18 protein-coding genes are annotated in these 18,496 nt (G+C 45.9%); 7 read left to right on the top strand and 11 right to left on the bottom strand.

Annotated elements, in window-relative coordinates:
• Positions 1–30: 30 nt before the first annotated feature.
• The 4 genes from ACLWBB_RS18700 to ACLWBB_RS18685 all read right to left on the bottom strand — a co-directional run bounded on the left by ACLWBB_RS18700 (position 31) and on the right by ACLWBB_RS18685 (position 5,623).
• Positions 31–951, bottom strand: a complete 921-nt coding sequence (locus ACLWBB_RS18700) for an AEC family transporter (RefSeq protein WP_413289087.1) — start codon at positions 949–951, stop codon at positions 31–33.
• 17 nt (positions 952–968) lie between these two features.
• A complete protein-coding gene (locus ACLWBB_RS18695) occupies positions 969–1,778 on the bottom strand; it encodes a hypothetical protein (RefSeq protein WP_413289086.1) in 810 nt (269 codons plus the stop codon).
• Between the two features lie 53 nt (positions 1,779–1,831).
• Complete coding sequence (locus tag ACLWBB_RS18690) at positions 1,832–4,660, bottom strand: pyruvate dehydrogenase (protein WP_413289085.1); 2,829 nt, start codon at positions 4,658–4,660, stop codon at positions 1,832–1,834.
• An 81-nt stretch (positions 4,661–4,741) separates the two neighbouring features.
• Positions 4,742–5,623, bottom strand: a complete 882-nt coding sequence (locus ACLWBB_RS18685) for a cell envelope integrity protein TolA (RefSeq protein WP_413289084.1) — start codon at positions 5,621–5,623, stop codon at positions 4,742–4,744.
• Between the two features lie 119 nt (positions 5,624–5,742).
• Between ACLWBB_RS18685 and ACLWBB_RS18680 the strand changes: the two genes are divergently transcribed.
• The 4 genes from ACLWBB_RS18680 to ACLWBB_RS18665 all read left to right on the top strand — a co-directional run bounded on the left by ACLWBB_RS18680 (position 5,743) and on the right by ACLWBB_RS18665 (position 9,293).
• Positions 5,743–6,477, top strand: a complete 735-nt coding sequence (locus ACLWBB_RS18680; RefSeq protein ID WP_413289083.1) for a Stp1/IreP family PP2C-type Ser/Thr phosphatase — start codon at positions 5,743–5,745, stop codon at positions 6,475–6,477.
• The gene (locus ACLWBB_RS18675) at positions 6,470–7,483 is read left to right on the top strand and encodes a M23 family metallopeptidase (RefSeq protein WP_413289082.1); all 1,014 of its coding nucleotides are present in this window, start codon (positions 6,470–6,472) and stop codon (positions 7,481–7,483) included. The genes ACLWBB_RS18680 and ACLWBB_RS18675 overlap by 8 nt, the downstream gene beginning before the upstream one ends.
• A gap of 265 nt (positions 7,484–7,748) precedes the next feature.
• Positions 7,749–8,297: a hypothetical protein gene (locus ACLWBB_RS18670; protein WP_413289081.1), complete on the top strand. Its 549-nt coding sequence runs from the start codon at positions 7,749–7,751 to the stop codon at positions 8,295–8,297.
• A 45-nt stretch (positions 8,298–8,342) separates the two neighbouring features.
• Complete coding sequence (locus tag ACLWBB_RS18665) at positions 8,343–9,293, top strand: matrixin family metalloprotease (protein ID WP_413289080.1); 951 nt, start codon at positions 8,343–8,345, stop codon at positions 9,291–9,293.
• Here ACLWBB_RS18665 and ACLWBB_RS18660 read toward each other — a convergent pair.
• Genes ACLWBB_RS18660 through ACLWBB_RS18640 form a run of 5 tightly spaced genes read right to left on the bottom strand, consistent with a single transcriptional unit; the run spans position 9,276 to position 14,269 of the window.
• Positions 9,276–9,863: a nucleotidyltransferase family protein gene (locus tag ACLWBB_RS18660; protein WP_413289079.1), complete on the bottom strand. Its 588-nt coding sequence runs from the start codon at positions 9,861–9,863 to the stop codon at positions 9,276–9,278. The genes ACLWBB_RS18665 and ACLWBB_RS18660 overlap by 18 nt on opposite strands.
• Positions 9,860–10,696, bottom strand: coding sequence for a xanthine dehydrogenase accessory protein XdhC (gene xdhC / locus ACLWBB_RS18655; protein WP_413289078.1), 837 nt, complete (start codon positions 10,694–10,696; stop codon positions 9,860–9,862). The genes ACLWBB_RS18660 and xdhC overlap by 4 nt, the downstream gene beginning before the upstream one ends.
• A 2-nt stretch (positions 10,697–10,698) precedes the next feature.
• Positions 10,699–11,562: an FAD binding domain-containing protein gene (locus ACLWBB_RS18650; protein WP_413289077.1), complete on the bottom strand. Its 864-nt coding sequence runs from the start codon at positions 11,560–11,562 to the stop codon at positions 10,699–10,701.
• The gene (locus ACLWBB_RS18645) at positions 11,559–12,032 is read right to left on the bottom strand and encodes a (2Fe-2S)-binding protein (protein ID WP_413289076.1); all 474 of its coding nucleotides are present in this window, start codon (positions 12,030–12,032) and stop codon (positions 11,559–11,561) included. The genes ACLWBB_RS18650 and ACLWBB_RS18645 overlap by 4 nt, the downstream gene beginning before the upstream one ends.
• Positions 12,029–14,269: a xanthine dehydrogenase family protein molybdopterin-binding subunit gene (locus ACLWBB_RS18640; RefSeq protein ID WP_413289075.1), complete on the bottom strand. Its 2,241-nt coding sequence runs from the start codon at positions 14,267–14,269 to the stop codon at positions 12,029–12,031. Before ACLWBB_RS18640 ends, ACLWBB_RS18645 begins: the two co-directional genes overlap by 4 nt.
• Before the next feature lie 127 nt (positions 14,270–14,396).
• Here ACLWBB_RS18640 and ACLWBB_RS18635 point away from each other — a divergent pair, with 127 nt between their 5' ends.
• Both ACLWBB_RS18635 and ACLWBB_RS18630 read left to right on the top strand, forming a co-directional pair.
• On the top strand, positions 14,397–15,581 hold the full coding sequence (locus tag ACLWBB_RS18635) for an acetyl-CoA C-acetyltransferase (protein WP_413289074.1): 1,185 nt from the start codon (positions 14,397–14,399) through the stop codon (positions 15,579–15,581).
• Positions 15,582–15,583: 2 nt separating this feature from the next.
• A complete protein-coding gene (locus ACLWBB_RS18630) occupies positions 15,584–16,357 on the top strand; it encodes an SDR family NAD(P)-dependent oxidoreductase (RefSeq protein ID WP_413289073.1) in 774 nt (257 codons plus the stop codon).
• Here ACLWBB_RS18630 and ACLWBB_RS18625 read toward each other — a convergent pair.
• Both ACLWBB_RS18625 and ACLWBB_RS18620 read right to left on the bottom strand, forming a co-directional pair.
• Positions 16,354–16,899: a hypothetical protein gene (locus ACLWBB_RS18625; protein WP_413289072.1), complete on the bottom strand. Its 546-nt coding sequence runs from the start codon at positions 16,897–16,899 to the stop codon at positions 16,354–16,356. The two genes, ACLWBB_RS18630 and ACLWBB_RS18625, sit on opposite strands and share 4 nt — an antisense overlap.
• On the bottom strand, positions 16,887–17,678 hold the full coding sequence (locus tag ACLWBB_RS18620; protein ID WP_413289071.1) for a metallophosphoesterase family protein: 792 nt from the start codon (positions 17,676–17,678) through the stop codon (positions 16,887–16,889). The genes ACLWBB_RS18625 and ACLWBB_RS18620 overlap by 13 nt, the downstream gene beginning before the upstream one ends.
• Positions 17,679–17,797: 119 nt before the next feature.
• Between ACLWBB_RS18620 and ACLWBB_RS18615 the strand changes: the two genes are divergently transcribed.
• On the top strand, positions 17,798–18,493 hold the full coding sequence (locus ACLWBB_RS18615; RefSeq protein WP_413289070.1) for a hypothetical protein: 696 nt from the start codon (positions 17,798–17,800) through the stop codon (positions 18,491–18,493).
• The last annotated feature ends 3 nt before the right edge of the window (positions 18,494–18,496 follow it).

The raw sequence follows: 18,496 nt of genomic DNA, 5'->3' as shown, positions 1-18,496 counted from the left end.
TCTTTTTATCGGCTTAAGCAGGGGGAACCCTTAGATAAATCGCACAGAGTCCAGGACCCAAGACCAAACAGGAACCGTGATGAGTGAGAGAGGAATTCCAATTCCCAACATCAAATTCGAAAGCTCGACGTCCAGGTCATATTCGGTCGCGAGGATACCCGCAGTGATCATAGGGGCCATCGCGGACTCAACTAAAGTAATTAAAACCACTTCACCTCGCTGGTGAAAGATTCCAACGTAAAGCGCGACAAAAAAGAGCGGGGCTAAAAAGAGCTTAAAGCCTAGACCCCAGCAAAGATATTTGAAGTTTGCTTTTATTTTTTCCGGATGGAAATGGAGCTGCATGCCCACCGAGAGCAGTGAAAGTGGAACCAAAGTACTGCCTAAACGGTCTAGCACCCCATACGCAGAATCATGGAACGGAATCAGTCTTAGAACGAAAGCAAAGAGCAAAGCCAAAAACGGTGGGAACGAGAAAACTTTTCGTAAGATTTGTTTTGCAGAAACATTGGCTCCGGAAAAGTAGGCTGCGGTCGCAACACCTAAAGTACCTGCTACTAAAAAAGTTCCAGGCTGGTCGACAAGAATACCGACTGAAATGGCGCCGACTCCGAAAAGTGCTTCCAGTAAGGGAAATCCAACGAACGAAGTATTTCCCAGAGATCCTGTTAGCATCAAGGTGCCCAAGGATTTTTTCGGGATTTGCATGTACTTGCCTAGAGTATAGAAAAAGCCGACGCCCAAGGCATAAAGAATCCAAGACATCGAAACGGGGATCAAAATATTTCCGGCTAAATCCAAACGGTGAATTTGCGAAAGTGTCAACGCGGGCAAAGAAATGTAAATAACGAAACGATTTAAAACTTGGGGCGTATTTGCGGGGAAAAACTTATAGCGGCGAAAGAAAATACCCAGAAGGAAGCAGGTGAAAATAAGAATAAAATTCGCCATGGTAAAACTGCCAGTGATTAAATTGCTGTTGCGATCTCTTTTAGGAAGTTTTCCACAACAGGGGCGTAGTCGTCACGGAAATCACGCAATCCCACCAAATGGTCGGATTCAGGCAAACTCAGTTTTCTCCAGTCCAGCTCGGGATGCGGATCAAAGATGGCATCAATATGATCTGGTGGAATCACACGGTCTTTCCAGCCACGAATAGAAAGGATTTTAAAGCCCTTAGGAAAGTTCCCAAGGTGTTCATCCGCATCGTGGTGAAGGTGCGGGCTCCAAGCGTATGAAAGAAGCGGTGCTAGTACATAACGAAGGGCCAAGGAATGGATCTTCCATTCGTGTTTTGCCAGGTTTGAAAAAGATTCGACAAACTTGCCAGAAGGTCCGCTGTCAAAAATAATCCCTGCGACATCCAGGCACTTACGGCGCGAAAGAGCTTCGATTGCAGCGGCTCCTGGATTAGAGAACGCAAAAACAATCTTTTTTCCAGGGATCAGGTTCAGCATGTTTTCAACCTGATCTGCATAAACATGCTTAAGTCCAAATTGCATATGTGAACTGATCGGAAGCTTTAGCGTGGCTTGCAGTTCTTTCCACTTCTTCAAAGGTGTTAACAACCCTTGAGAGAAATCCAAAATTGCCGGAGTTTTCTGCAAATCAAAAGTAACGCAATCGTAACCAAGATCATTGACGAATTTTACGTGACGGGCGAGTTCCCGTTGAGCAGCTCCAAAGAATGGAACGAATAGAACGGTCTCGCTGTACTTTTTATTTCTAGATTTAAAAAGTCGTCCCTCGTAGGGATAAGAGACCGTTGTAGATTCCATGATGAAGTCCTTATTAGTCCAGTGGCCCCTTTCGGAGCCACTTCTTGAGTATTCTAGTGCTTATTCACTGGAGCTTTAGAAGGCCAAAGCTCTGTCCAGTGGTTCGCAGCTTTACCAGCGTTTTGGGTTTGTTCCAAAGCAGATTCACGAACAATCACTTGTTCCAAAGCTGTCTCAGCCAAAACTTTACCGCAAGCTTCTACGACGCTGTCTGCATCGATACCATGGAAGGCAAAGATTTCAGAAGGACGACCGCACTTAGAGTGTTTTCTAACAGCACAAGACTCTTGGCGGACACCAATCACAGAACCGACGTTATCCAACAATCCAGCTTCACCGTCATGAACGCTGACCACTGGAACGCGTTTACCCGCTACAGTGACCAAGTCGCCTGCAGAAATCTCTTCGGATTTTCTCAAGTATAGATCTGAGTTAATACCAAGACCGTGCTTCAAGTAAGCATAGTCGTTTTCGTGAGCTTGGATACCAACCAAAAGATCTGGTGAAGTCACCACGATCACATTGGCGTAGATACCGTGGCTGAGCAAAGTCTCAGAAGCCTTGATACCTTCCGTAACCAGAGAACCCATTGCGAAGATGTTCACTACGTTGTCGCCTGGTTCATAGCCTGCGTAACCGCGGTAGTCGATCAAGTAGTAAGCACCTTGAAGAACTTCTTCACGAACTTGGCGAAGGATTTGTGCTTCGTCCATAGTTGCCAATTCTTCTTCGTTCACGCCGCCATTTACTGGGAATTCAGCGCGAGTTAGCTTGCCTTCAAGACCTGCTTTGAAACGAGCTTGTTTTTTCAAGTACGTCATCATGTCTTTTTGTTCCGCACCACGAGTAACAAGTCTCAAGAGAACGCCAGAACGACCGGCATTGTTATTAAGAACATGACGTTTGATAGAATCACACAAGATCCAATCCAACTCTTGGCAGAAGAACGGTTCCCAAGTGATTTGGTTTGGAATTTGGATGTCAGACTTCCAACCATGCTGAGCACCTTCCGGAGACAAAGTCACACCCGATGGAGTACCCACGCAGAAGAAAGAGCTCTTCCAGTACAAGTTGTAGAAGTATTGATCCAAGGCACGTTTGATAAAGAAGTCATAAACAGTCATCAAAGGAATCAACGGAATGCCCAAAGTATCGCGCATGCGACCAAACGCACCCACGCAAGACATTACGTTTCCTTCAGCGATTTCGAAACGCAAGAAGCGGTCAGAGACCTCTTCACCAGGAATCAAATCAGGAAGCTTATGATCTTTAACACCTAATTCAGTTTCCAAGTCCTCAGTCACAACAGGGGCACCGAAGATCTTACCATCCATCGCAGGATTCAAGTTTGTAGAAGTTCCCACGTCTGGAGCCATCGTGATGAATAATTCACCAGGAAGTTTGAATGGCTTTTCGTTGGCTGTCAGAGGCTTTTGTTTTTCAGCCAGTTTGTTTTCTTCAAGTGGCGTGTTCGCAATACGAGTGAGCTTTGCAGTCAACTGACCAAGCATCCATTGAGTATGAGGGTAGCTGGTCATTTTAGTGTTGATGTCCAAAGTCTCTGGGATTTCGCCCCACTGAGTAAGTTTTTCGAGGAAGAACTTTTGGTTTTTGTCTTTCAAAGCATGTTGAGCTTTGATCTCGCTCCAAAGCTTCTCGCCACGCTCTTTCAAGTATTTTGCTTCAGGAGTGCTGGAAGCAAAACGCTCGAACAAACCTTCGCCAGTGATTCCTTGTTTGCTTTTCAATTCAACCAATTCATCTTCAGTTGGCAACTGAGAGTGATTGCCCGGTTGAGCTGCGCAACGAAGTCCCCAACCTTTCAAAGTGTGGGCAATGATGATCGTTGGACGGCGAGTGGACTTTTTAGATTGCTCCATCGCTTCAGCAAGCAACATGATATCGTGGCCACCGAAATCGCGGATAGCTTCGTACAATTCTTGATCAGTCACGCTGTCCAAGAATTTCTTCATATTTGGATGTTCTTTTGCGATGCCTTTTTTCAAGGCCTTCATGTCTTGAACTAGAAGAAGAGCTTGAAGCTCGTAGTCTTCCAATTCCTTTTCAAGGAAGTTTTTGAAAGTATCGCCGCCGGCTTTTTTGAAAAGGTTCAAACGCTTTTGACCGTGACGAACTTGGATCACTTCCCAACCGTTGGCAGCCATTGTGCGCTCAACGCGGTCAGCATCCGTTCCGTTCATGATTTCAGGATTGGTGATACGTTGACCATCCAAAGACTGACGGTTGTAGTCCAAGATCCAAGTCAAAGAACCGAGCTCGCGCTCAGCAAAGTCAGGAACGGCTTCGTACATCGAGCCTTCACGGAACTCAGAATCTCCAGTCAACGCCCAGAAGTGAGCATCTGGAACTTCGTAACCGTGTTCACGAGCATAACGGTAAGCCAAAGCCATGTAACCGGCTTCAACTGGTGGAATGCCCACAGTGCCTGACGGGAAGAAGTTGTGGTTATCAGAGTCGTAAGTAGAGTGATAAGATTGGAAGACAGGTTCGCCATGAGAATATTTGCGAAGGCCCATCATCGCTGTATTGGCTTCTTCCAAAGACAACTTGCTGAGATCTTGTTTTAAGAAAAGATCCAAAAGGTAGTTGTATGAGTGATCTGTTGGTGAGGCATGTGGTTTGTTGGCGATATGGTCGAAGCCAGATTTTACCATCAAGTGCAAAGCACCCATGATGTGAAGCGAGCTTGCAGATGCAGAAGCATGGCCGCCAATTTTTGGATCGCCTTTTTCTTTGTCAGTGCGATGATTGGCTTGGAAAATCATTTGCGTAGCTGAGTAGTGGGCGCGACGAGCGATGGACTCTAAAACTTCACGAGAAATAGTCTTTGGAGTCTGGTTTTTATCAGATGGTTTGCTCACGGGGTTCTCCTCTTAAATTAAGGGAATATCCTTAACATCAGCCCCTCTGAGAACAAAGAATTGACTAGAGGCGACATAGAGTTAGGTCTCTAGGACGAAGTCCCAGCGGATTTTTACTGTTCCGTCGGTTTCGATGATGCCTTTTGGCGGGTTTGGAAACGGCGCTGCAGATCTAAAGGCCTCTATTGCGGCGTCATCCAGGTCACGAATACCCGAGTCTGAGAGCACCTGTACGTTGACGAGGGTGCCTGACTCATTCAAGACGATCAAAAGCTTCGTAATACGATCCTGGGTCGAAGCGATTTTGCGACCCTGTTGGAACATCGTGTTTACTTTTTGGCGGACTTTAGGCTCCCAATATTGCGAGAGCTGTTTACGAATACGATTGTAATAGGTGTAGTACTTGAACTCGCGGGTGTTTAAGAGGGTCTCGATCCCTTGATCCACGTCTTTCAGGTAATCACTTGTTTGGCTGACGTCTCCGCCTTTTTGCGCAGCTTCAGCTTCTTGCTTCGTTTTGGCTTCTTGCTTTTTCATACCCGCTGCCAACGGATCGTAAGCAGCTAACAATTGATCCAATTTTGGCGCGGACTTTTTGCTTTCAACAGGCTTGCCAGCTTTGGTGTCTTTGGTTTTCTTATTTTGAAAATCACCGTGATTGAGAGCTTGAGTTTGCTTTGCCACCTTTTGGTCGTTGGCACTCATGAAGCGCGCGTCTTCAGGCTTCTCTTTGTTAAGAGCGTTTTCTTCTTGCTCCACGATTTGAGTCGTGTCGATTTTTACTTTTTGTTTTTTAACTGCAACGTCAGGTTTTTGAACTGGCTCTTGGTCGAGGATTTCGATTGTTACTGTTTTTGGCTGCACCGGAGGTGTTTGAGTCAGCGTATAGATCGCCACCCCTCCGCCAAGTAATAAGTGGAGGGCGAGAGATAGTAGTAGAGCTATGGAAAGTGAACGTTTCATCAGCAAGCCTCGCCAAGGTAGCTATCGGTATTAGGACACACAAAATGTAGGTTTGGATTAAACAAGATGAAAGAATTCGACGTGAGTCCAGTTTGACTCATTCAGAGCCGCAAGTCACAATGGAAATGATGAAAATTGATGCGTGGTTTTTAACTGATAAGGGTCTTCGTCGTGATTCAAATCAAGACTCTTACCTGATCAATAAGGATATCGGAATCTACATCGTTGCTGACGGAATGGGTGGACATTCTGGCGGGGAAGTCGCGTCTGCGATCGCGGTGCAAACCATTGAAGATATTATTAAAAAACCAGAGGCCAAAGACATGGCTCCGCGTGAAGTTCTGACTCACGCATATGAAGAAGCCAGTCGTCGCATTTATGATAAAGCTGCGAATGAAAATCCTGAATTAGCCGGTATGGGCACCACGATGGTGATGGCCTATGTTCGCAACAAACAGATCTATATTGCAAATGTCGGTGATTCTCGGTGCTATCTGTTTAAAAAACCTTATCTGTGGCAGCTGACTGAAGATCATTCGCTTTTGAATGAGCAAATTCGTGCAGGCGTCATGAAAGAAGAAAATATCGGTCAGTTCGTAGCGCGTAACGTGATCACACGCAGTGTGGGTTATGAGCGTGAAGTGCAACCTGATATCATCGAGCGTGAGGTTCAGCCAGGCGAAACATACTTGCTATGTTCAGATGGGCTGTCTGGTTTGGTGAATGATCAAAAAATTTCTCAGATCTTAAATCAGAATTCGCCTGACAAAGCGGTAAAAACTTGCGTAGATCAAGCACTGGCTAATGGCGGAGACGATAACGTGACGGTGTTGATACTACATTTCTATGAATAATCCTGGGAAAAAATTAACCTTTTTTATCGTCAGCAACCAAACAGGGCAAACCCGTAAGTTTGTGATTTCGTCTGTTTGGATCAAAGCCGCAAGCTTTCTTGGTGCTGTGATCATTTTGGTTTTTGTTGCCGGTATGGTGGATTATTTTGGGCTCTTGTTGCAGTCCTTAGAAAACAAACGTCTTCGCACCGAAAATGCTCAGCTGATTAAGCAATTCCAAGTTGTCGAAAGCAAAGTGAGCTCGCTGGAAAACAGTCTTGAGCGCGTGAAGACCTTCACAACAAAATTGAAACTCATCACCAATATCGATGCGGAAGACCGCGTAACCAAACTTTCGATGGGACCAAAGCCGGCCCCGGGTCAACAGGTTGAAGAGTACGAACCGATGGAACAAAGACCTTCTTCTGAAGCGATGGCTCAGCAAGATGAGGTCTTTGAACAACCGCAAATGGTGAATGAAAATAAAGGCGAAGTGGCAGAACAGCCAGCGCCTTCAAAAGATTACGCATCGTTGGTGGTGCGTATTGATAAAGCCGTTCGCGAGACTCAGTTAAAAGAACAAAGTGTTATCGATCTTTGGGAAAGCTTGTCGGAAAGACAAAGTTTGATCAACGCCACTCCGAATATCAAACCAGCGCGTGGATGGCTGACGTCTCGTTTCGGATATCGTATGTCGCCGTTCACTGGCAAAGCGACAATGCATGCGGGACTTGATATCGCAGCCGCTCCGGGGTCTCCGGTGTATGCACCGGCAGACGGTGTTGTTAGTTACGCGGGTTATGATCAAGGTTACGGAAAACTTGTTAGTATCGATCACGGTTACGGTGTGACCACTCGTTTTGGTCACGCTTCGCAAATCTACGTTCAAGTTGGACAAAAAGTTTCAAAGTGGGATGTTATCGCCGCGGTCGGAAATACCGGTCGCTCGACAGGTCCGCATCTTCACTACGAAGTACGTATCAACGGAACGCCTGTTGATCCCATCAACTTCGTTTTGGATGAATAACTTTAGTTAAGTGTTTGAAACCACGCCGTCTTGAAAGAGAAGAGCAAAAATTCTCATTTTCACACCAACAATTCATAAATTTTCTCAATCTTTTACACTATTTGGTTCACAATGAGCCTTAGTAGGATTGTGGACAGGTTTGTAAAAACTAACACATAGGTGCACCGGAATTAGTCACATTTAAATCGAGTTGAGCTTAGGAAGGCCTTAGATTGCTTATAGAGGCCAAAATGACCCTGGCGCGGCTTTTGAAGGAGATGTGTGTATGATTAAGGCAGCTTTAGCAACAATCACATTACTAGCATCAACACAGGCCCTAGCTAAGTTGGATCGTAGCACTACGAAGCCAATGGTAATGCCTGTTGGGGTATCTCAGGGCGCCACTGACATCACTACTAAAGATGTCGAAAAAATCATTCCTACAGATTTGCAGGCGACTAACGATATGAATAAAGTCGCTGTTCGCATCGCAGACCGCAGTTTGCAAACTTGGTTCAATTCAGCAGCTGTTAGAAACAGCGCTCTTGGTCGCACCGCTGACAACGTTCAACAGAACTTGGCAACGGATGTAACTGTAAAATCTGATGAACCAGCAGCAGTCGAACACAAGTTCTCTATGCAGCTATTGGCTCTTCAAGCGATGGCTAAAATTCAATACACAGGTTGGTTGAACGCTGTTTTCAACTACGACGCTAAAGCAGCGGAGTCGATGGTTGAATTGTCAGAGAAAATCTTCAACAAAGACCTGTTCGTCAATCATACTAGTTCTCCGAGAGAAGATGTCAGCACCGTTGGCATCAAATGGGGCTGGTAATTCAGGAAAATAGACCATATTCTTGTTTAGCATAGGGGGCTATTCGTGAATTTGCGCCATTTCTATTTGTCATTTTTTGCAGCAAGCACCGCCGTACTTTTACTTGCATTCAATAACTGCTCTAGCCGTGATGCGGGTGCTGTTGCTAACTCCACAGATTTGGCGTCAACAGGTGGTGGCTGCAAAATCAATCCTGAATCAGATGCTTTGGTTGAACAAGTCAAAGACGGAGACTATCACGTCTTGGTTTTCGGCCCTCAAGAAGAAGCGGATCATTTAGCAAACGAAAAACTTTATTTTCATAACTCTGGCGATGCAGCGACAGCTCCACGCTGGAAGGTCACAGGCAATATTATCAATTGGTATTACAATCCAAATGGTGCGCCATCTTCTCTTGCAAGTACAGGTTTAGATACAATCAAAACAAGTTTGGACTATTGGTCCAGCGTTTGTAACATCAAGTTCAACTACATGGGAACTACAACAAAAACTTCCGATCAGAATCAGATGGATTCCACCAACGTATTTGGTTGGGGTACGGCTCTTGGATCTACAGGTATTACATTTAGCTACATGAAGGGTACGAGAGCTCCGATCACGATCGCAGAATCAGACATTCAGTTCAATCCAAGCGACATTCGAGATGCAACGACTCTTCGCGGAGTTGCGAATCATGAGATCGGCCATTTGATTGGTTTGATTCACTCAGATGTGAGCGCATCTATTATGTTTGCGAACCCATATCATCCAGTGAATTATCTTTTGATGCTTCGCCAAGATGATATCGATGGTTGCGTAGGGCTCTATGGTGTTCCGGGTGCTGCGACTCCGACGCCAACACCGACAGCAACACCAACTCCTACACCTGTGATGACTCCGACACCAACACCAACGCCAAGAGTAACACCTACTCCGGCTCCAACACCGCGAGTGACGCCAACTCCGACTTCGACACCTGCGCCGACTCCGACGCCAGGATCAAACCAAGGTTGCTAGGTCTTCCGGAGTATTTAGGTTCAGTGTGATAAAAGGATCCTCGATAATGAGGGTCCTTTTTTTATTTTCCGGCAACGCTTGTAGCGCAAAATCTAAACGTGCTTGAGGATCGCCTTCATGAAGGTTTAAAAGCCGGCGTTGAAAATCCGAAGAAAGTATCACGGGGTGACCGCGACGGTCTTTATAACCTGGAATAAGTGCATCCAATTGATTGTATTGCAGCCATGCCTGGCGAAGTTTTTTAAGCGTGCTCGTACGCAGGGGTACATCGATAGGACTTACAAAACTGGCGTCGTCTGGAGAGGCCGCGATAGCCAATTGCAAAGAAGAGAAAGGTCCTTTGTCAGGATTCGGATTTGTGAGGAGCTGAACGGGTTGAGGAGCTTTATCAAGGATGGTTTGTAGCTGAGACTCGGAACTTGGATTTGTGACGACCGTGATGTTTTTAAGATCGATTTCGATCAGCTGCCGCAATTGATGGAGGATCCAAGGTTCCCCTTGGTACGTCATCAAAGCTTTATTCACGCCCATGCGTTGCCCATGTCCTGCTGCTAGCAGAAGAAAGTTCATCCCAGGTCCTCCAACCACGAGTCTTCTTGAGACATGTGATTGGATTGTGTCGAAACAGCGGATATTTTTAAATACTCGTTCTGTATTTGCACAACTTCTGCCGCAAAGCTGATTGCCACTTCAGCAGGGGACTTGCCACCAATAGGAAGGCCGATCGGGCAGCGGACTTTCTCAAGCTGCGTGCTTGCGAGCCCCTTTTCTAACAGGCGCTTCTGAAAACGTTGCCATTTGGTTTTGCTGCCGATAAGGCCCAAGTATTTCGTGCTTTTTTCCGAGAGCTTTTCAACAAGATCCTGATCCAAGTCGTGATCATAGGTCATAACCACTGCATAGGTTTTTTCAGTACTCCAGTGCGAATGTTGGTCGATAAATTCTCGACCACTATTCACGTGTCGGGTGACAAAGCTAGGAGCTTTTTCCAACCACTCTGCGCGAGGATCGATCATGTGAATTTGAAAGGGCGCTCCCTCAAGAGTTTTCACAATCGCTTGAGCAACATGGCCTGCGCCAAAAATAAGAAGTTGAGGACCGGTGTTGATAGTTTCCACAAAGACCTCCACAAAACCACCACAGCATTGGTTCGCTTTAATACACAATGGAAAAGGAACTCGCTCTGGAGATTGGTGCGTGCGCAAAATTTCGCGAGCTTTTTCAATAACTAGTTCTTCAAGCTGGCCACCGCCGATGGTGCCGAAGAACTCTGTGTCTGTGATGAGAATTTTAGTGCCGATATCGCGGGGAGTGGAGCCTTTGGCTTTGATGATGGTCACCAAGGCCGCAGGCATTGCCGTTTGTTTGAGTTCTTGAAGTTTAGCTATCCAATCCCATGACATGCTCAGCTTTTTAAACTTTCCAGGAATTCTGTCAACAGATTCCCGGCCACTTCGCGGCGATACATCGCTTCAGAGCGGATATCGTCAATCGGAGTGATTTCCGTCAAAAGCATTTTGCGGGCTTCTTTGATATTGTCGAAGGTAAGCTCTTTTTGGAACAGGAAATGCTCGGTCTTAGTTGGACGCAGAGGAATCGGGCCTACGCTGCCTAAACCAATGCGCACCCACTCAATTTTTCCGCGGTTTACAGAAGCCGTTGCCGCCATACAAACTTTAGAAATGGCCTGTGCGCTGCGAGTTCCCACTTTGCGATAGTAATCGTGTGTAATGTTCTGTTCGCGTTTCAGACGAACAGCCATGATGATCTCATTCGGGCGAAGATCTGCTTGTTTGTAAGCTTGATGGAAGTACTTGTAAGACAGAACGCGATAGCCTTTGGTAGACAGCAAAATAATGTCGGCGTCATAAGCTAACAAGGATGGGGGAGTGTCTGCTGCCGGGCTCATATTAGCGATATTGCCGCCAATAGTGCCACGATTCTGAATAGCAACTGCGCCTGTGACTTTGGCTGAGTGAACCATCAGAGGGAACTCTTTTTTAATGATCGGATGGTTTTGAATTTGCGAATAAGTGCAGCCAGCACCAATCAGGATATCCTCTTCGTTCGAAACAAGACTTTTGAGTTCAGGAATCGAGTTGATATTGAGGAATTTTTTTTGTTTCAGCTTGCCGGTTTCGAAAACCACCATCAAGTCCGTGCCACCTGCAAATAGTTTCCATTCATTGGGCTGTTTGCTCAAGATAGATATAACTTCTTCCAGATTCTCTGGGGTTTTCATTTCATATTCGGGAACGAAGGCTCTCATTTCAATACCTCCGACGCCTTTTTCACGGAATCAAAGATCTTCATATAACCCGTGCAACGACAAAGATTGCCAGCGAGGCCTTCGCGAATTTGATTTTCATTTGGACAAGGATTTTTTTGTAGTAGCTCGAAACTAGCCATCAACATTCCTGGAGTACAAATGCCACATTGGGCACCACCACATTCTAGGAACGCTTGCTGAATAGGATGAAGGTTCTCTTGGTTGCCCAAGCCTTCCACTGTCAGGATATCTACACCACTGCATTGAGCAATCGGCACCAAACAGCTGTTAACAAGAGTTTGATCCATCATCACAGAACAAGCACCACATTCGCCTTCGCCGCAACCTTCTTTGGTTCCGGTGTAATCAAGTTCTTCGCGAAGAACGTCCAAAAGACGTTTCATCGGATGAGTTTCTACACTGACATCTTGACCGTTAAGTTTAAAATCGATTTTTACGGAATTTTTCATAAGCTTGCTCTCATTAAATCTTCAGGAAGCATTGGGATTGCATTGACGTCTTTGCCAATAGCTTGCGAGACCGCATTCAGAATTGCAGGGGCAGGACCATCCATCGGAAGCTCGCCGATCCCTTTAGCGCCACGAGGTCCATAAGCATATGGAACTTCTTCAAACAGCACTTCAATTGTTGGCAGGTCACTGCTGGTCGGCATGATATAATTGGTCATAGTCCCATTTATCATGCGGCCGTCTTTCCATTTTACTTTTTCATAGATGGCATAGCCAATTCCTTGCGCCACTCCACCTTCGATTTGGCCCGCAGCTAACAGAGGATGAATCACGCGACCAACTTCTTGCAAAGCCATGAAGTGATCCACTTTGGTTTCCCAAGTCGTTAGATCAACACTGACTTCAGCAACGTAAATCGCCCAAGCGTAAGAACCGTAGGCGTCGCCTTGATAAGTTTCATCATTCCAGTTGATGCCTGGTGGCTGTTGGTATTCCACGATGATTTTCAATTCACCGTGATCAGCTACGTATTTCTTGCAAGCACTTTGCAAATCCATCTCGGTATAGGTTGCTGGCAGGTAACCATCTTTTTGCAATGTCTGGCGCATACCAATTGCTGCTGATTGGACAAGTTTTCCAACCACCATTGTAGTTCTGGAAGCAACCGTAGGTCCCGAGTTTGGAACGTGTTTAGTATCTGGCTGGAAGATTTCGACGAAATCGGGGCTGACATTCAAAGCATCTGCCGCGATCTGTGAAAAGACCGTGTTGGTTCCTTGGCCAATTTCGGTGCTGGCTGCAAGAACCTGCAAACGACCTTCTTTAGAAATTTGAATACCCACCTTGGATGCAAGATACTTTTCGCCAGAACCAGTGAAGCCAGAGCCATGCATGAAGCTAGCAAAGCCAATACCTTTTTTAACCTTGCGGTGAGTATTGTCTTTCGCGAACTGATCACGTTTGGCGTGATAGTTCGTGTGCTTGAGTGCGCGATCCAGCAAATGTTGCATGCTCACGCCTTCATTGATGGTCTGTCCAGTTGCAGTTTTTTCGCCGTCTTTTATAAAGTTGCGGCGACGAATTTCTTCTGGAGTCATACCCAGTTTCTTCGCAATCAGATCTAAGTGTCTTTCTAAGGCAAAAATACTTTGAGGAGCACCAAACCCACGGAAAGCTCCGTGAGGAGGAGAGTTCGTTGCAACAGCCTTTGCATCAATACGTACGTGTTCGATGTTGTAAGGACCTGCCGCATGAATCGTTCCGCGAGAAAGAACCACGGAAGACAGAGTTGCGTAAGCACCGCCATCAATCACGAATTGAATATCCAGACCCAAAATACGTCCGTCACGAGTCACCGCCGTTTTATGGCGAGTCCGAGATGGGTGACGTTTCGTGGTCGCGACCATGTCTTCGGCGCGATCGTAAATGATTTTTACTGCTTTGCCCGATTTCCAAGCTAGAAGAGCTGCGTGACCAGCAATGATAGAAGGATATTCTTCTTTGCCGCCAAAACCGCCGCCTGTTTCTGCTTGAATGATGCGAACTTTCTCTTCGGGAAGTCCAAACAAAGGCAAAAGAGCTTTGTGAACGTAATAAGGACATTGCATGGATCCCCAAATGGTCACGCCTTCTTTGGGATTTGCAATAGCAATCATACCATTGTTTTCAATATAGAGCTGCTCTTGAGCTCCAGTGTGGTATTCGCCTTCAATGACTAAATCAGCTTTTGCCCACACACTGTTGATATCGCCTTTTTCCAATAGGTAAGACTTAAAAATATTGTCTTTACCCCAAATCACATTGTCGGCTTTCAGAGACTCTTCCAAAGTGAAAACCGGAGCCATGTTGTCATACTCGATGGTGATCGCTTGGCGAGCTCTTTCCAATAAATACTTATTAGGGTGTGCTAGCAAAAGAATAGGTTCTTCCGGATGATTTACGACCCCATCTGCCAAGAACGGCTGGTCCTGCAAAATCAAGGCAACATAGTTTTTGCCGGGAATGTCTTTGGCCGTGACAATCGTAAATTCATCCCATGGAATGTCTTTTCCGAAGGTAATATTTTTGATTTTACCGCGGGCGATGGTCGAGCGAACTGTAGTGCCATAGAGTCCATCGAAGTCTAGGTCGTCAATGTATTTAGATTGGCCAGTGAGTTTGCGTGGTCCCTCTTTGCGAGGAACGGATTTGCCTATAGGAGAGTCCGGTTTTTCTTTTTCAATAGTCATTCTGTCCATTCAATCACTTAGCTGCTAAAAATCAATTTTTTACTCTAGTTTTCAATGATTTTATTTGCGACACGCAACAAGAAACTATTTTTCTCGATTGTTTGACCCCATGTGGGCTTCTCATTACGCTATTGTCATGGAAAACATTGTTTTTATCTCTGGAAAAAGAACCCCTTTCGGAGCCTTTGGCGGATCTCTGAAAGATGTCTCAGCAACCGATCTTGGAGTGGTTTCCGCTAAAGCCACCCTCGAACAAGCAGGTCTTTCTGCAGACCAAGTCGATCATGTGATTTTTGGCAATGTCATACAGTCCGGAGCGGACGCCATTTATCTTCCTCGTCACATCGGTTTGAAAACGGGTGTCCCGGTAAACGTGGGTGCTTTGTTGGTCAATCGTCTTTGTGGCAGCGGCTTTCAAGCTTGGACTTCTGCAGTGCAGATGATTCAAACCGGTGAGGCCAGTGTGGTCCTCGCGGGTGGGGCAGAACAAATGTCTCAGGTTCCTTACGTGGCTCGCGGAATGCGCTTTGGCGGTATCCGTATGGGCAACGCCGAATTGGAAGATTACATGACGGCGGCATTGGTGGATGCTTACTCTAAAACACCAATGGCAATCACTGCTGAAAACTTAGCTGTGAAATACGGCATTAGCCGCGAAGAAGCAGATGCATATTCTTTACAATCTCAACAACGCTTTCATGCTCACTTGAATCGTGGGGGTTTTGCAGAAGAACTTTGCACGGTGACTGTGGAAGGTAAAAAAGGTTCTGTTGTTATAGACAAGGATGAACATCCTCGTCCTGAAACAACACTTGAAAAATTAGGTCAGCTAAAGCCGGTTTTTAAAAAAGACGGATTGGTAACTGCTGGCGGATCTTCTGGAATCGTGGATGGTGCAGCTTGTTCGTTGTTGATGAGCGAATCTAAAGCCAAAGAGCTTAAGATGAAACCAAAAGCGCGCATCATTTCTTATGCATCGGTTGGCTGTGATCCAAGCATTATGGGCATCGGCCCAGCAGGTGCTTCACGCTTAGCTTTGCAAAAAGCCGGAATGAAGCTTGAGCAAATGGATCTTGTCGAAGTGAACGAAGCGTTTGCGGCTCAGTATTTGGCAGTACAAAAAGAATTGAAGCTAGATCCATCGAAAACCAATGTGAATGGTGGAGCGATTGCTGTCGGCCATCCGTTGGGGGCGTCTGGAACACGCATCATGAATCACCTTGTATACGAATTGCACCGTCGCAAAGCTCGTTATGCTTTGGGAAGCGCTTGTATCGGTGGTGGCCAAGGGATTGCAATTATTATTGAAAGAATGGATTAAGAGTGGACGCGGGATTTAATTTACATCAAAGAGTGGCTCTGATTTCGGGGCCTTTAAGCAGTACAGTTTCTAGCATTGTAATGGGGCTCACACGTTTGGGTGCTGATTGTGTGATCTTAGATCCCGATAAATCCGTCCCTCAGGCTTTCATTAATCAAATCAATGATTCTCGCGAGATCAACGACAAGTTTGGTCGCGCGGCGGTTCTGCCTTCGGACTTAACTTCAAGAGACCAAATCAAAGATTTAATTGGCCGAGCTTCACAAACTTTTGGGGGCTTGGATATTTACATCGATGCTTTGATGATCAATCAACCAACACCTATGAAAATCGACGATCCCATCGACGGCTTGGACTTGATGTTTGATAAACATCTGAAAAGCTCTTTGTATCTAACTCAAGGTGTTCTGGCATTCTTTAAAAACCGTAAACGCGGTCGTATTCTTTATTTGCTAAATGATTCACCGTCAGTGAAAGCAAAAGAAGACGTGATTGTGCAAGCCGTGCGCTCGGGCTTAAAAGGTTTTGCTGCCTCTTTAGCGAAGCAAGTCAGTGAATTTAATATCACTGCGAATGCACTTTCGATTGCTTTGACCGAGGAATACATCTTGGCTCATGAGCCAGGCACAAAATCCATCAAAGAAGCTTTAGAAAAAATGAAGCAGTTGGATCCGGCATTACGAATCACAGAGCCAGATAAAATCATGCAAACAGTTATCTTTTTGGTAAGTCCTCTAGGTATTTCTATCAATGGGCAAACTCTGAATCTCTCTTAAAAAGGTAATGAGAATTTGAGGGTCAGACCCGAAGAGAGATATTGATTGTAGCCTTCTTTGTTATTGAAGAAGGCGACCCCACCGACCGTTAAAAGCGAAACAAAATATCTTATACTGAATTGATCCTTGAAAGCATACATGGTCGTTCCGACTTGGAGAGCGGCACGGTCTTTTGTTTGATCATAGTAGTTGGTTTGAGGATATTGAACCGGGCTTTTCAAAAAGTAGTTGTCTCTATCTAGCGCAAAGCTAAGACTTGCGCCGAAGTCTATTAAAGACCACTGCGTGCCTTCCTGGCCGAAGTCTTCTTTGAAGGGTGTGTAAAGATATCCGACATTGAATTGCGCGCGGGTGTAGTGCAATGTGAATGTTCCCAAAGACAAATCCATTTCATGACGCTCATTAAATTTGTAGTAGCTTCCAGCCACGAACTCGCCAAGATAGCCTGAGCTACCCAAGATCAGTCCCCACGGGTTTGCCCGAGCTTCCGCATACATAAAGAAACAAATAACAAAAAAGAAGAGTTGCTTTATCGCGGCCACGAGCTGGCTTCCCCTTTACTATTGAGTACGGAAATCGTGGTGGCTGTAATGTCAACGGTGAGCCAGTTTTCGCCCTCTACGCGTGCGCCTTGAATGATAACGACATTTCCCACTTTATTCGCAATATAGGTATGGTTATGGCCATTGAGACTCAAGATGACATTAGGTTGTTGTAGAACTTGATCTAAGATCGCGCGATCGTTGCCTGAGTATCTTTCTGTGTCCATCAAAGGCACGTGACTAAAGATGATCACCGCTTTCGTAGTCTCTTGCACACGATCTAGCAACCACTGAGGGCTAAAATCGTTGGGGTCTTCCCAGTTGTTTGTCATGAAAGAGATAAAACGGTAGTTGCCGGATTCAAAATAGGTATTTGCATCGCCGAAAGCCTTTTCATAAAGCGTGGAGCCCGCGCCAATAGCATCGTGATTTCCTTGGACACAAAACTTTGGCAAAAGCAGTCGGTTCCATAACTCTATAAACTGATCGTACTCAAAGTTATAGGCGCTGTTGGTGAAATCTCCGAGATGGACGACAAAATCAATGCCGCTCATGCCATTCAGCTGTTCAACCACAGTACGGAAATCTCGATAGTTTTGGTGACTGTCAGTAACGACGCCGATCCGGACGACGGCGTCCGTTTCTATAGCATTTAGGTCCGGCAGCTTCTTTGTATTCAGGTCACGTTCACCTGTTATAAGGACCTCAGAATAAGGCGAGCCCCGAAAAGGCGCACAAGCAAGGTAAAGAAAAACCAAACTCAGTAATAATTTTCTCATCGAGAGATGAGATCATTTTTTCTAGAACGCAGAGTGAAAACATCAAGACATAAGCTTCATATACGACGCTGTCAAAAGGCAGCCTGATCTGAAAGCCTAAAAGATTTAAAATAGGTTTTATGAAAAAGGAACTTTTGGTATTAACCTTGGCGCTCGCGGCATGCTCGCCTTCAGAAGACGATCTGATTGGGGCTGCTCAGCTGTGTGTTGATAAGGCAAGTCCGAGCGAAGCCTATAGCTGCATCGAACCTATTCGCCACATCAATAAGCGTTCGGCCAATATTGTGAAGTGTTCTGCAGGTTTTGCAGCTGAAGGTTTCGGTAAGGGGCAAAAGCTGGTCGCGGCTAATCGGGAATTAGACGATCCAGCAAAAGGTTCTCCGAGTTTTCTTGGTCTAATGACTTTCGCAAGCAAAACAACTCCAGATCAAAACCGGCAGTTTGCTAAAGAGGTGGATGCTTATTGCCAGGGGACGGGGAAGCCAGTTTATGACCTTTTAAGTGCTATGAGTTTATCAGCTACAACGATTTCTGCTGTGGGCGGTTTGAATTGGGATAAAAATAGTCCTCCAAACCGCGACGATATTCGTAGCGCCATTTCAAACATGCTAGCGACCCGTTCAGATCCGCAGACGGCGGAAGGTGTGCGTGAAATTGGACGGCTCGTTTTAAGAATGGTCGTTAGTGGCTGCCAAACGGATCGTGATATTGCACCCCGCTTGTGTGAACGTGTCGAAAGCGCGCTGAATGCGGATCCCGGAAACAAGGACGCAGACACGGTTGGCGACCGTGCCCTCGAAGCTTGGCGTCAGTAATAT

It is taken from the genome of Bdellovibrio sp. HCB337 (assembly GCF_047302465.1).
In the GTDB taxonomy this organism is placed as follows: Bacteria; Bdellovibrionota; Bdellovibrionia; order Bdellovibrionales; family Bdellovibrionaceae; genus JACMRP01.
Note: the sequence above shows the minus strand (reverse complement) of the source record. Positions and strands in the feature narration are given on the sequence as shown.